Source organism: Labrenzia sp. THAF191a (assembly GCF_009363335.1).
Classification (GTDB): domain Bacteria; phylum Pseudomonadota; class Alphaproteobacteria; order Rhizobiales; family Stappiaceae; genus Roseibium; species Roseibium algicola.
In genome coordinates this window covers 3501032-3514312 of sequence record NZ_CP045333.1, presented here as the reverse complement: position 1 = coordinate 3514312, position 13281 = coordinate 3501032, and the positions used below count along the sequence as shown (strand labels likewise).

The following is a 13281-nucleotide window of genomic DNA, read 5'->3' as shown; positions in this document are numbered from 1 at the left end:
CGGGCCACGGCCCGCTTTTCTTGTTTCCGGATCCTCAAGCGCGTTTCCCGATCCAGCCGTTCGCGCCCGCGGAAAACTTTAAGCGCATCTGTACCTGGCCTCACTCCCCAAACCCACTCCCCAAGCCCACGCCCAAGACACGCCCTCAACCCGAAACCTCCCCTCTTCCCGAACATCGGTTTCAAAGCCTTGCCTGATCCCAATCGTTAAGATTCTGGCTCCGGTGGATATAAACGCGGCTCGCAGCCTGCACCCATTCCTTCGAATTGCAGCGGCTACTCAGGCCCTTCTCGACGCCAGCGCAAACATGCAAGGCCGGCGCCACCTCCCGTGAAGCCACGCAATGATTTTTTTTGAGAACACTTGTCTCTCCTGAACCCGACGAGGACAAAACCCGCGGGACTCCGGGCTTTGCATGCCTGTCGCCGTAACCAGGCACCCTGCCCTCGCTGTAAAGACACTGGCACTTTTTGGAACCCTGCATCGGCACCTGAAAGCATTGCGCCTGACAGTTCAGACAGGGGGCAAAACGGCGTTAACCTCCTGATAACCCTATTTTTCAGGCGCTTAACCATTGATTAAGGTTAACGCTCGATGATCGGTCCCAACCTGCTCAGGAAGAGCAGTTGAAATTTGACCCAGGAAAGGGATAATTCGATGCGTGACATTACGCTGTCAGCCGCCGTGCGGCAAAACCTCCTCACACTTCAATCCACTGCAGACCTGATGTCGGGCGTCCAGAACAAGCTGGCAACCGGCATGAAGGTGAACTCCGCGCTGGACAATCCGAACAGCTTCTTCACGGCATCCGGACTGAACTCCCGCGCAGGCGATCTCAGCACCCTGCTGGACGATATGGGCCAGTCCCTGCAGACCATCAAAGCCGCGGACAAAGGCATTCAGACCATCACGGATCTGGTCGAAACCGCGAAGGCGAAAGCCAACCAGGCCCTGCAGACCCAAAGCCAGTACGAGCGTAAAACCTACGCAGCACAGTACAACGCCCTGCTGGAACAGATCGAAGATGTCGCCAAGGACAGCTCGTACAAAGGCAAGAACCTGCTTGCAGGTGACGGCAACGACCTGACCACCATCTTCAACGAAGATGCGACCTCCAAGCTGACAATTGAAGCGGTCGACTACACCGACACCGCACTGTCCACCGGTCTGAACCTTTCCGACCTGGCAGAAGGCGAAGGTGCAACCTCTTCCCTGCAGCTGCAGGGCGGCAAGACCGTCATCACCCTGCAGGATGCAGGCGGTTCTGCTCTGAACACTTCCTCCACCCTGTCGGACTCCACTCTGATCTCCACGACCCAGAGCCTGTCCTTCGTCAACGACACTGCCACCAACCCGGCCGTGCTCTCCGGTGGTGTTTCCTCGACGGCTTCCGTTCAGGATCTGGTTGATGGCCTCAACGCCATTGCCGGTGTTCGTGCAGAATTCGACAACGGCACGGGCGAACTGACCATCTACTCCGATGAAGACTTCTACATCGGTGGTAACGGTTCTGCGACCACGAGCTTTACAGGCACCCTCGTCGACGCAACCGCATTCTCCTCGACCACGGATGCCCTGATCGACTCCGGTTCCTTTGCAGTTGGCGATACTCTGACGCTGACGGACGGTAACGGCTACGAGCTCGGCACTTTCGAAGTTGAAGAAGACAGCACCGTTGACGATCTGGAAAACTTCATCAACGACTTCAACGGCGTCTCGGCCAAGTTCGATGACGGCTCCGGTCGTATCACCATCACTTCGGAAACCGACCTGTCTCTGACCAGTGACAACACGGACTTCAACAGCTCCGGCTTCACCGCCGACGCGGATGGCATCGTGATCGAAGCTATCTCCGACAGTGGGTTCGCTACGGACACGAACATCAACCGCGTCATAGACCGGTTGAACACCAGTCTGTCAAACCTGCGGTCCCAGGCTTCCGAATTCGGTACGAACCTCTCCACAGTAGAGATCCGGCAAGACTTCACGAAGACCTTGATCAATACACTGCAGGAAGGTGCAGGTCTTTTGACCCTGGCCGACACCAACGAGGAAGGTGCAAACCTGCTGGCCCTTCAGACCCGTCAGCAGCTTGCTTCCACCTCTCTGTCCTTCGCCTCTCAGGCGGACCAGACCGTGCTATCCCTCTTCTAATTCAAAGAGAATCAGTCGGACGCACGACTCACAGACAAGCATCAGAAACGGCGGGCCACTGGTCCGCCGTTTTCGTTTACGCCGTGAATTACTGTCTGAACCCGAAATTTTTTATCATTGAGAATCAATATCTTAAAAGAAACCTTTTGGTAACTTTTATTTACGGGACGTTAATACGTGCATCAGTGATTAACTTTCCATTTAGATTTACGGCAAAGGTGCATGCTCGACTTGGATTACCCGCATGTTGCCTTTGGCGAGACCTGAATAGGGAAAGCGGTGAAGTCTGATGCCTGATATTGTTCTCTCCAGTGCTGTCCGGGACAATCTCCTGTCGCTGAAACAGACGGCGGATTTGCAGTCGATCACGCAAACGCGCCTGGCAACGGGTCTGAAGGTCAACACGGCGCTCGACAATCCGAACTCCTATTTCACGGCACAATCCCTGAACGACCGCGCGAGCGATCTCTCGAACCTCTTGGACAACATGGGCCAGGCGGTTCAGACGATCCGCGCAGCAGACAAGGGCATCACGTCGATCACCAAACTTGTGGAATCGGCCAAGGCCATCGCGAACCAGGCCTTGCAGACCTCCAGTGAATACGAACGCAAGCTGTTCACCAGCCAGTACAACGACCTGCTTGAGCAGATCGAGGACATGGCACGGGACTCCAGCTACAAGGGCAAGAACCTTCTTGCCGGAGCCGGCAACGAGCTGGAAGTTATCTTCAACGAGGACAGCACCTCGAATCTGACCGTTAATCCGGTAGACTTTACAGACACTTCACTAGATGACGGTCTCAATCTGGATGACCTGGATGCCGGAGGCACCGGTACGTCGTCCTTCAATCTCTTCAGCGGCACCACCTCCATTTCCCTGTCAGGCCTGCAGGCGTCCTCGAATCTGACGGACCTCGCCGACTGGGCAACCGGCAACGTTGTCAGCATCACGGATTCCTCCGGCACCACCAACCTGACGGTCGGTACCGACATCACCACGGTGCAGGACTACGTGGACGCATTGAACGATCTGAACGGCGTTCACGCCACTTTTGACGAAGCCACGGACTCCATCACCATCACGTCCGGTCTCGACAACGCCCTCTATATCTCCAAGGACAACACCGGCGGCGGCGCAGCAACGGACGGTGGCGACACCGGCGGCACAACGACCACGATGACGGTGTCTCCTCTCAGTTCCACGGCAACGCTGGTTTCCTCCGGCGGCTTCCAGGCCGGCGACACGATCACGATCACTGACGGCAACGGCTTCGAACCTGCCTCTCTGGAGATCGACGAAGAAACCACGGTCAGCGATCTCGTGACCTTCATCAACAACGTAAAGGGCCTGGATGCCACCTTCTCGGGCGGCAGCATCAGCCTTATCGGCGAAGTCTCTTTCGACATTTCCAGCAGCAACAGTGACTTCAACCGAACGACGCTCGGATCGACGACAGGAATCGTGTCACTGACGGCGGCTCCGTCCGAGTTCAAGTCGGATACGGATATCGATCGAACGCTTCAGGCCATCAACGCGGCGCTCGACGAGCTTCGTAGTGCGGCCCGTTCGATGGGTACGGCTCTTTCGACTGTGGAAATCCGGACCGATTTCACCCAAAATCTGATCAACACGCTGGAGGTTGGCGCTGGCCACCTAACTATTGCGGACATGAACGAAGAAGGTGCTAACATGCTGGCGCTGCAAACCCGTCAGCAGCTTTCTTCGACTGCTCTGTCTCTGGCCAACCAGGCAGATCAGAGCGTCTTGAGCCTGTTCGGTTAACACCGGCGGCATTTATCATTAAGGTATCGGGGGCAAATCGTTAACGATTTCGTTAACGTTTCACAGCGATACTTCTGCGTGGAGGTCACGGAATGGCGCTCAAGGTCGAGCTGAAACCGGGCGAGCGAATTATCATTGGGGAAAGCGTTATCACCAATGACAATCAACGCACTCGCCTCTTTATCGAAGGCCAGGCTCCCATTCTGCGAGAAAAGGATATTCTCACGCCGGCCACTGCAGATACACCAGCCAAACGGGTCTACCTGGCCGTTCAGCTGATGTATCTGTCAACTGACTTGGAGAAGATACAGGAGAGTTACTTCAGCCTCGTCAATGACATAGTGAAAGCCGCGCCGAGTACGATCCCTTTTGTCACCAGGATTAGTAACGCCATACTAACCGGCGCCTTCTATAAAGCACTGAAAGAAGCACGTAAGCTCATCGAGTACGAAGGGACGCTGATCAGTCATGTACAAACAGGCAGCGCAGGCTTACCAGAAAACAAGCCAGGTGGCGATGTCACCGAGGGAGCTGGAAGCGAATCTGCTGATGAAGGCCGCAGCCCGGCTTCAGTTGATCAAGGATGAATGGGCAAATTCCTCGCTTGCGGAAAAAGATGACGCCCTGGTGTACAACCGCAAGCTCTGGACAATTCTCGTGACGTCCGCGACCAGTCCTGAAAGCGAACTGCCTCAGGACATCAAGAACAACATCGCCTCGCTGGGCGTGTTCGTGTTCAAGCAGACCATGACAGTCATGACGACTGACGATGAAAACAAGCTCGATACCCTCATCAGCATCAATCGTTCGATTGCCGAGGGTCTGAGGTCCTGATCCCGGCGCGGCCGGTTCAAGAACAGCCTCGGAAAACAAGATAGAAGATCAAGAAAGGCCGCCAGGGTAACCTCGGCGGCCTTTCTCTTGACTGCAACGTTCACCTGCCCTCCTCCAGCGGAAACGGAGGAAGCCTCCACCGGAGATCAGCGGGTCCTCAAGCTGCGGGCAGGATTTGCAGCCATGAGATATTCAGCACCAGCCCTGTGCGAGCCCGGCAATCCATTCAAAGCCTCCGCGTTGGCCAGGCTTCGAAAGCCCAGCCTTCCGGAAGCCGGCCCTCACGGGACTACAGATTGCCGGCACTCATTTCCCGCGCGATATGATCGGCCTGACGGATGGCGAGTGCCACGATCGTCAGGGTCGGGTTTTCGGCAGCGCCCGTGGTGAACTGGGACCCGTCCGACACGAACAGATTGGCAATGTCGTGGGTTTGCCCCCAGCGGTTGACCACCCCGTCGCGCGGATTTTCCGACATCCGGTTGGTGCCCAGATTGTGGGTAGACGGGTAAGGCGGCGTCGGGAAGGTCCGGGTCGCCCCGACGGCATCGTAGATGGCCATTCCCTGCCTGTAGGCATGATTTCGCATTGCGACGTCGTTGGGATGATCGTCGAAATGGACATTCGCCACCGGCAGGCCAAAACCATCCTTCACGTCGTGATTGAGCGTGACTCGGTTGGTTTCCTGGGGCATGTCCTCACCGACGATCCACATGCCTGCCATGTTCTCGTAACCGTCGAGCGCACTTGTGAATTCCCGGCCCCACGCCCCCGGATCAAGAAACGCCGCCATGAACGGCAGTCCAAGAGCCAGGGTTTCAAGTTCATATCCGCCGACAAAGCCGCGGGACGGGTCGTGACGAGCTTCGTCCTGAATGATCCCCGCCATCGTTGTTCCACGCCACATCTTCACCGGCTGGTCGAAAATGGCATAGACCGAGCCTGTAGTATGGCGCATGTAATTGCGACCGACCTGGCCGGAGCTGTTGGCAAGACCGTCCGGGAACATGGAAGACGCTGAATTCAGCAACAGCCTCGGGCTTTCGAAGGAATTGCCGGCAACGCAGACGACACGGGCTTTCTGAAGCTGCAGATTGCCGTCCTTGTCGAAGTATTCGACCCCGGTCACCTTGCCTGCATCGTCGTGCAGGATTCGTGCGACATGGGCCTGGTCGCGAACTTCCAGATTTCCGGTTGCCTCGCCCCGCGGAATATCCGTGTAGGCGGCGGACCACTTCGCTCCCCATTTGCAGCCCTGAAAACAGAAACCGGTCTGCTGGCAGGCAATACGCTCGTCGTAGTCGTCCGAGTTGATGGCCATCCGGCCTGTATGGACTTCCTTGTAGCCGAGCGCCTTGGCGCCCTTTTCGAACACCAGGTAGTTGTTGTTGCCCGGCAGTCCGGCCCGCCCCCCTGTGCGCGTCACGCCCAGCTTTGTTTCGGCAAGCGTGTACCAGGGGTCCATTTCCTCCGCATCCAGCGGCCAATCGAGCAGATTGGCTCCCTGGACGTTGCCGTAGGACGTTTTTGCCTTCCACTCATGTGGCTGGAAGCGGATCGACGCCCCGGCCCAGTGAACGGTGGTTCCCCCGACGGCCTTGACGATCCAGGCCGGCAGGCCGGAAAAGTCCTTTGCAACCCGCCAGTCGCCCGACGTGGTTCTGGGGTCGACCCAGGCAAGCTGCCCGAAGCTTTCCCACTCGTCGTTGACATAATCATCCGGAAGATAGCGTCCGCCCGCCTCCAGAGCCACGACACTCACGCCCTTCTGCGCCAGCTCGTTGGCAAGCACACCGCCACCGGCGCCCGTTCCGATCACGACGACAACCGTGTCGTCATTCAGGTCAAATGGTGCAGCCATGGTTTCCTCCCTAAGGCTCAAAGCCAGTTGATGTCGTTGAAGCCCCGGTCGATGTAGCCGCCCAGTTCATAGGAAGCTCCCTCGTAGCCGAACAGCGGCCAGACTGCTTTCTGATTGTAGAGCCCCGTTACCAGTCCGCCCCTGACCCTTTGAAAGAACGGGCTGTCCTCCATGGACCGCAGCAGGTCTGCCCTGTCACGTTCCCAGCCGATCGCAAGATAGGAAGCATGCCCTCTCCCCTGGGCTGCTCCGTTCAGGGCCTCGATACCGGCCTCGATATCCTCGGCGTGGTCGGGCGTGTCATATCCCTTGACGGCAATGACATAGTATTCGTCGCCGACATGGTCGTGCGGGTAGATGTCCCGCGCCATCTGCACCAGCGTCGCGAAACTGTCCGGCTTGAGTGCCGTCAGCTCCGTCGCCCAGGCGCCGTCCCTTGCTGCCAGAAATCCGGTCCCGGTGACGAAGACAGCGCCTGCCGCCGTCGCCCGGGCCAGAAGCTGTCGTCTGGTCAGACCTCTCGGACTGTTTTCGGTTTTCATGCTCTCCTCCCGTTCAATTCAATTCATTCGTATCGACCGCCGCGCTGAAGCACCTCGATCTGATAGCCATCGGGATCCGCAACGAAGAAGAAGCGCGCTATGACGTCTCCCGCCGGTGCGAAATCGACCAGTTTTCTTGGATTGAGACCTGCTGCTTCGAAGCGTGCGTGTTCGCTGTCGAGGTCATCGACACTGAACGCCAGATGCCCATAGCCGTCACCCAGGTCATAGGGCTCTGTGCGCCCCTTGTTGACGGTCAGTTCCAGCTCGAAGCCGGAGTCGCTGTTACGCAGGTAGATCAGGGTAAAATCGGGAAAATCCAGACGATCCGCTACGGTCAGCCCGAATGCTTTTTCATAAAAGGAAAGAGACCTGTGCTCTTCCAGAACACGGATCATAGAATGTATTGCTTTCGCCACGCGTTACTCCGCTCTGCTTGTATTTGCATGACGGAAGCGTAGCGCGTGGCAACTATCGCCCGGGTAGTATGCTTATACTGCGAGCGGTAAAACTTGCGCTGCAGCGCAAAATGTCATTCAGCGGCAATCGAAGCCGCGTGCTGGTTCGACGAAATCTCGAGGAACTTCAGACAGGCGCAACGCAACAGCGATGTGAAATTCTTCGGTTCACCGCGCAGTTCGATCACTTCTGAATGCAGCGTCGAGATGAAATGCGGTGTCGTCACCCCTTCCGACGCGGCAATCTGATCCAGAATCGCCCAGAAGGAATTTTCCAGTCTGATGCTCGTGCTCTGTCCGTTGAGCCGCAACCGCCGGGTCTGGCTGGCGTAGCGTTCCGGATCCTGTCCGGCAAATACGTGACACATCGGCTCTCCCTCCCATGGTGTCGATCTTTTCGCGGTATGCCGCGATCTATTTTTTTGAAAAGGGATAATGAAAAGAACGCGCCGTTGCCAAAGGCCCCGGCGGCAAACCGGTTGGAACTGGACACCAGAGGATATCCGTCGGGAAGAAAGGCAACTAGGAGAGTGTTTCCCCAAAGGGGGAATATTTCAAGGCCTTTCCCGGCCCGGACCGGCAGTCCAGGCAACGGTGAGCGAAGACCGCCCGGGGAAAAGCCGGAAGTTCCGGGCGATCCTAGAGGTAATCGGACAGGGTCAGATTGAAGACGATCGACGAGGCCCTGTAGGAAACCTCGATATTGGTCTGCAATTGCAGGATCTCGGCCGCGACCTGATCCTGGTCGATTCCCTCGATATCCGCGATCGTGCCTTCGTAGCTGCTCTTCATTTGCACATGCCGGTCATCGGTCAGCGACACTGTCCGATGCGTGATGGCAATGTCCGTGGCAATATCGGTGATCCCGGACTGATCGACACCTGGCGGCTGCAAGGTCGTGCGCAGGTTGGTCGACAGGGTATTGTAATACTCTTCGTCGATCGTCGAGCCGCCCGAAAAATCCGCAGCGATGAAAGCCGCAAGCGACTGGACCAGTTCCTGCAGCGGTGTTTCATTGGCCCGAACGCCGTAGCTCACCGTGAGATTGCTGTCGATCACCGCGTTCTTGTCCGTGCGCGGATCGTCCGTGGCCGTGTTGCGGCCCGTATACCAGGCGACAGTCGTCGAGCCGCCACCGATCAGCGCGGTTGCGCTGTCGAAGGGAGGTCCGTCTACCCGCTGTGGCTCTTCCCCACCGAACGTCCTGAAGAACTCTTCTGCAGCCCATTCGTCCGACACGGCGCGAAGGGTTGTCTGAGCCTGGTGCTCGATCTCCGCTTCCAGGGCATCGCGCAGGTTCTGCGCCGTTTCCTCAAGATCGGCGCCGATCGCGAAGGTTCCGTCTTCAGCCGTGCTGTTTGCTGCCGTCAGCTCGATGGAGATCGTCTCGCTGTGATCAGGCGGCAAGGAGAATTCCACCGTAATGGTCTCGCCAAGTTCCGGCTGCCCGGTGAACTGAACGTCGAAGCTGTCCGGATCGGTGCCCGAAGGCCCGGTGATCGCGACGTTGGTCAGGGTCGAGGCAACAGATGCGATGTCGAAACCGAAATCATGTGCTCCATCTTCCGCAATGGTGAAGGTGGAATCCGTCGGCACGGGGCCGGCGTAGTTGGTTGTCAGCGCGGAGGTCGATGTGCGGCCATTGTTGCCGGCACCCAGATTTGCCTGGGAATACTCGCTCATGACGGTTTTCAGCCCGTCTCGGCCGTTCGCCCCTTCCAGAATGGCATCGATCTTGGCAACCGGGTCCTGAACGGCATCCGTGCCGCCAAAGACGTAAAATCCGGCGACTTCCGTGTTCAGGATGTTGAGCGCTTCATTCAACAGCAGCTTGGCGCGAGACTGGGTCTGCGTCTGCCCGTCGTCCTGCAGCACGAAATCGTTGGTATCAAGCGCGGATTTAGCATCCTGCCGGATGTCCTCCAGACGCTCCAGCGACATGGTCGAGGTCTGCAGGTGCAAATTGGCGATGGTGATGGTGTCCTGGTAGCTCTCGATCATGCTGACTTTCTGGGTCAGCTGAATGTCCAGAAGCCGGCGGTCGCCTACTTCGCCGTATGTGGTACCGACCTTGCCTCTGGCGAGCTGGGTTGTCTTGCTTGCCAGCAGATCGTTGAGCTCGCCGAGTTGGCGGGTCAGGTAAGTCCGGGAGGTGGTGATATTCGAAACTGCCATAACGCACCCAACCTTAAACGATGTTCAGGAGCTCTTCGAAGAGTTCCTTGATGGTCTGCATGACGCGGGCATTGGCCGCATAGGCGTTTTCCAGCTGAACCATGAAGGCCAGTTCGGCGTCGAGATCGACCGAGTAGCTCTGCTCGTAACGGATGGCGAGGTTCATGGTCAGCGCTTCCTTGGAATCCGCATATGTGGCTGCGTCTTCCGCCTGGTTGCCCTGAAACGCGACGGTCTGGTTGACAAAGCCCAGAAGTGTTCCCTGGAACGGTGTCGACGCGCTGCCGATACCCGAGCCCGGGTCATAGTGTTTCGTGCCGACGCTAAGCGCATCCGACAGGAACTGCGCACGCGCAGGATCGTTGGTCGTGTTCGGTGTCGGCGTGGTCTGATAGTTCACCAGAAGCGCGCTATCGGCCAGAAGATCCGGATTGACGCTGATTCCGGAGGCATAACCGAGCCGCTGGCCACCGCCTTCAAGCGCATCGGTGAAGAGGTCCGTTCCAGCCCGCTGGTCAACGAAGATCGCAAGTCCCAGCCCCTGATCGGAATTCGCCGTCACGGTGACATTCGCACTCAGGCTTTCAACGCTGGTCGGCGCCGTGTTGTCGCCCAGAACCCGAAGGTTGTCCGACCCGTCATTGCTGACCAGAAGACCTGTACCGGCAAGTGCTGCGGTGATGTTGGTGATATAGGTTGCCGGAACACCGCTCGAAATGTCGATACCGAAGACCGTGTCGCCCGGATTTGCCGTAGCGGAGTTGTCCAACGGCAGCAGTGCGGGATCGTCCACGGCCACGAGGGTGACTGTCTGCGGATTGCCGCTGCTGTCGGTGTAATCCAGCGTGATGGTGTTGCCCGGCTGAAGCGCGGACACATCGAGATCGAAACCGCTGTCCAGACCGACGGTCGCTGCCGTGCTTTCAACATTCACATTGGAAAAGGCAAGTGACAGTTCGGCGGCAATCGTGTCGAGCTGCGTCTGCGCCTCGACCAGGATATCATCGCGCAGTTCAGCAGTTGCCTGCATCGAACCTGATTTCGACGACCCGATGAGATCAAACTGGGTGCCGCCTGGCGTCCTCACCATCACCGAGTTGCCTTCCTGGCCCGGCTGCAACAGATGCGTGGCATCGAAGGTCAGCGTAGATGCCTGACCGTCGGCGTAGAGCTGGTCGCCGTTGGCGGTACGGATGGAAATCGAATTGTTGTCGTTCTTGGTGACGTCGATATCGATATAACCGGATAACTGCTCAATCAGCCGGTCGCGCTCGTCTTCCATGTCGGCGGTTGAAACACCGGACTGGGTCGCGTTCTGGATCGCCTCGTCGATGTCTTCGATACTTGAGAGCAGGCCGTTCACGCTATCTGTCTGGGAAGCCAGTGCGTTGTCCGCTTCCTGGCGCAGGTCCGCGATCTGCTCATAGGATGAGTTGATTTCCCGCGCAAAAGCTTCCGCAGCCGAAACCACATCCTTTTGAACGGCATAGTTGCCCGGATCATTCACCAGGCCGGCCAGTGCAGCAGAAAGATTGCCTGCGAGGGACGACAACGAACTCTTGTCGTCGATCGTGCCGAAGATATCGTCCAGACGGTCGGTAAAATCCGCAATCTGCCGGGAGTAGCTGGTGTCGGCGAGAGAGTTGAAATAGTCGGACTGGATCTGCTCGTTGACAATCCGGCGCACTTCCGTCGCATTCATTCCGGCGACGTTGCCGTTGCCGTCGAAGTAGACATTCGCCGAAATTATTTTTTTCGAATAGCCGGCCGTATCCGCGTTCGCAATGTTGGACGCGGTGACGTCCAGCTGACGCTGATTGTAGGTGATTCCGAAAACCGCGGTATTCAGGGCACTTGTAAGACCCATGGCGGCTTCTCCTTCCTTATACGCGACCAGGCCAGGTGGCCGGCGGGTCAGTGCCCCGCCGGCCTAGGCGGTGTTACCGGACCATATTCAGGGCATCGTCGAGCATTTCGTCTGCTGAGGTGACGATCCTCGAGTTTGCCGAATAGGCCTGCTGGGTGATGATCAGTTTGGAAAACTCGTCCGCGATATCGGCGTTGGAGAGTTCCAGCTTCTTGGCAAGGATCTGCCCGCCTCCGGAAAGGTCCGCGTCTCCCGATCCGGCCGTTGCCGCAAACGCGGCACCGTCAACGCGCTGCAGGTCCTGCTCGGCCTCGAACGTCGCAAGCGGGATCTGGTAAACCGGGCGCTGCTGGTTGTTGGAATAGCTGGCAATGACGCGGCCGGAAGCGTCTACAGCCACCCCGATCAGCTCACCTGCAGGATATCCATCCGGCTCCAGCGACACGGAGCTGGCCCTGCCGTCCTTGTCGGAATACTGGGTCAGGGAGCCATCGGCAAAGGAGAACTCGACGTCCGTTGCCGTCGTGCCGCCGATGGTCAGCGAGGAGATTGTAAAGCCGTCGCCCGTACCGTTCACTGCGGAACCGCCCATGGCACCGGCGGTCAGGGTGGTCATTTCGCCCGTGTCATCGAACTGAATTTGACCTACATCGTACCATGCAGTGGTAGCATCACCACCGGTGCTGATGTACATGCTCCAGGTATCACTCACCGCACCACCGTCGTCGTTAGCCGTCTTGGCGTAACGGACTTCGACGTTCATCGCCGTACCGTTCTGATTATAGATCGTAGTGGATCCACCGGAAATGGAGCTGTTCAGGAAGTCGGTTTCATCTGCAACGGCAACGTTACCGGCACCGACCGAAGCGTTCAGGAGGGCAGTGGTTTCATCCGTGCCATCATAGTCGGCAGTCGCGGGAACTCGTGGCAGGTTGGCCTGGTAGTCCACAGTCGTGGTTGCGGATGCCGCCAGCGGCTGGTTCTCGATCTGGATTACGGCCGGGTTGTCACCGATCGCATTTCCGGTGTTCGGGTCCAGCGGGAAGCCCTGCAGATAATAGCCGGAGCTGTTGATCAGATAACCTTCCTTGTCGCGCTCGAAGTCACCGGCGCGGGTGTAGTAGGTCTCATCTGCGAAGGTGGTCGAGCCATCGACCACGTCGGACGCCTTGGTCACGACGAAATAGCCTGCGCCGTTGATGGCCATGTAGGTATCGACGTCGACCGACGTGATATCACCCTGCACGGTGTTGGTGGCACGGGATGTGGCGAAGGTGGTTCCGGAAACCTGCTGGGCCTGCTTGGACCCACCCCCGGAAACCAGATCCGAAAAGGTCGTGTCGAGCCGTTTGTAACCGGTCGTCTGCGAGTTTGCGACGTTACCGGAAATATTCTCCAGAGCCGTAGCCTGCGCAGCCAGTCCGGAGACAGCCGAGTTGATAGCCCCATAAATACCCATTTGCGGTCCTCTTTATAGATCGGGCACTGCGACGCGGGCTTACGCCCATAATCGGCCTTCCTCCGCAAAGGCCGTGCCAGTTTGATGAGGACATAATTTATCGTTTTGTTTCATAAGCTTAGGAAATTTTCCTTTTCCAGAAGCGGAA

Annotated in this window: 11 protein-coding genes; 4 read left to right on the top strand and 7 right to left on the bottom strand. The window is 57.7% G+C overall.

Features of this window, described 5'->3' with window-relative positions; genetic code table 11:
- Positions 1 to 657 precede the first annotated feature (657 nt).
- The 4 genes from FIV05_RS16095 (at position 658) to flaF (ending at position 4771) form a co-directional block, all read left to right on the top strand.
- Positions 658 to 2154, top strand: a complete 1497-nt coding sequence (locus tag FIV05_RS16095; RefSeq protein WP_152510260.1) for a flagellin — start codon at positions 658 to 660, stop codon at positions 2152 to 2154.
- A 289-nt stretch (positions 2155 to 2443) separates the two neighbouring features.
- Positions 2444 to 3937 (top strand): flagellin, encoded by a 1494-nt coding sequence (locus FIV05_RS16090; protein WP_152510259.1) that lies wholly within the window; start codon positions 2444 to 2446, stop codon positions 3935 to 3937.
- A gap of 92 nt (positions 3938 to 4029) precedes the next feature.
- A complete protein-coding gene (gene flbT / locus FIV05_RS16085; protein ID WP_006932693.1) occupies positions 4030 to 4524 on the top strand; it encodes a flagellar biosynthesis repressor FlbT in 495 nt (164 codons plus the stop codon).
- Complete coding sequence (gene flaF, locus FIV05_RS16080) at positions 4406 to 4771, top strand: flagellar biosynthesis regulator FlaF (protein WP_075284275.1); 366 nt, start codon at positions 4406 to 4408, stop codon at positions 4769 to 4771. The genes flbT and flaF overlap by 119 nt, the downstream gene beginning before the upstream one ends.
- A gap of 289 nt (positions 4772 to 5060) precedes the next feature.
- Here the strand turns inward: flaF and FIV05_RS16075 are convergent, their stop codons facing one another.
- From FIV05_RS16075 to FIV05_RS16045, 7 genes are all read right to left on the bottom strand, one after another.
- Positions 5061 to 6632, bottom strand: coding sequence for a GMC family oxidoreductase (locus FIV05_RS16075; protein ID WP_152510258.1), 1572 nt, complete (start codon positions 6630 to 6632; stop codon positions 5061 to 5063).
- 17 nt (positions 6633 to 6649) lie between these two features.
- A complete protein-coding gene (locus tag FIV05_RS16070) occupies positions 6650 to 7174 on the bottom strand; it encodes a Twin-arginine translocation pathway signal (protein WP_152510257.1) in 525 nt (174 codons plus the stop codon).
- A gap of 23 nt (positions 7175 to 7197) precedes the next feature.
- Positions 7198 to 7593, bottom strand: a complete 396-nt coding sequence (locus FIV05_RS16065; RefSeq protein ID WP_031269183.1) for a VOC family protein — start codon at positions 7591 to 7593, stop codon at positions 7198 to 7200.
- A gap of 113 nt (positions 7594 to 7706) precedes the next feature.
- Positions 7707 to 8000 carry a ribbon-helix-helix domain-containing protein gene (locus FIV05_RS16060; RefSeq protein WP_006932702.1) on the bottom strand — a complete coding sequence of 98 codons (294 nt, stop codon included), beginning with the start codon at positions 7998 to 8000 and terminating at the stop codon, positions 7707 to 7709.
- 271 nt (positions 8001 to 8271) lie between these two features.
- On the bottom strand, positions 8272 to 9807 hold the full coding sequence (locus FIV05_RS16055; RefSeq protein WP_023000689.1) for a hypothetical protein: 1536 nt from the start codon (positions 9805 to 9807) through the stop codon (positions 8272 to 8274).
- Between the two features lie 13 nt (positions 9808 to 9820).
- On the bottom strand, positions 9821 to 11674 hold the full coding sequence (flgK, locus tag FIV05_RS16050; protein WP_152510256.1) for a flagellar hook-associated protein FlgK: 1854 nt from the start codon (positions 11672 to 11674) through the stop codon (positions 9821 to 9823).
- A gap of 73 nt (positions 11675 to 11747) precedes the next feature.
- Complete coding sequence (locus FIV05_RS16045; RefSeq protein ID WP_152510255.1) at positions 11748 to 13133, bottom strand: flagellar hook-basal body complex protein; 1386 nt, start codon at positions 13131 to 13133, stop codon at positions 11748 to 11750.
- Positions 13134 to 13281 lie beyond the last annotated feature (148 nt).

Bases quoted from the DNA above. Each gene is read 5' to 3' on its own strand.
- FIV05_RS16095 (WP_152510260.1), top strand. From the start codon at position 658: ATGCGTGACATTACGCTGTCAGCCGCCGTGCGGCAAAACCTCCTCACA.
- FIV05_RS16090 (WP_152510259.1), top strand. From the start codon at position 2,444: ATGCCTGATATTGTTCTCTCCAGTGCTGTCCGGGACAATCTCCTGTCG.
- flbT (WP_006932693.1), top strand. From the start codon at position 4,030: ATGGCGCTCAAGGTCGAGCTGAAACCGGGCGAGCGAATTATCATTGGG.
- flaF (WP_075284275.1), top strand. From the start codon at position 4,406: ATGTACAAACAGGCAGCGCAGGCTTACCAGAAAACAAGCCAGGTGGCG.
- FIV05_RS16075 (WP_152510258.1), bottom strand. From the start codon at position 6,632: ATGGCTGCACCATTTGACCTGAATGACGACACGGTTGTCGTCGTGATC.
- FIV05_RS16070 (WP_152510257.1), bottom strand. From the start codon at position 7,174: ATGAAAACCGAAAACAGTCCGAGAGGTCTGACCAGACGACAGCTTCTG.
- FIV05_RS16060 (WP_006932702.1), bottom strand. From the start codon at position 8,000: ATGTGTCACGTATTTGCCGGACAGGATCCGGAACGCTACGCCAGCCAG.
- FIV05_RS16055 (WP_023000689.1), bottom strand. From the start codon at position 9,807: ATGGCAGTTTCGAATATCACCACCTCCCGGACTTACCTGACCCGCCAA.
- flgK (WP_152510256.1), bottom strand. From the start codon at position 11,674: ATGGGTCTTACAAGTGCCCTGAATACCGCGGTTTTCGGAATCACCTAC.
- FIV05_RS16045 (WP_152510255.1), bottom strand. From the start codon at position 13,133: ATGGGTATTTATGGGGCTATCAACTCGGCTGTCTCCGGACTGGCTGCG.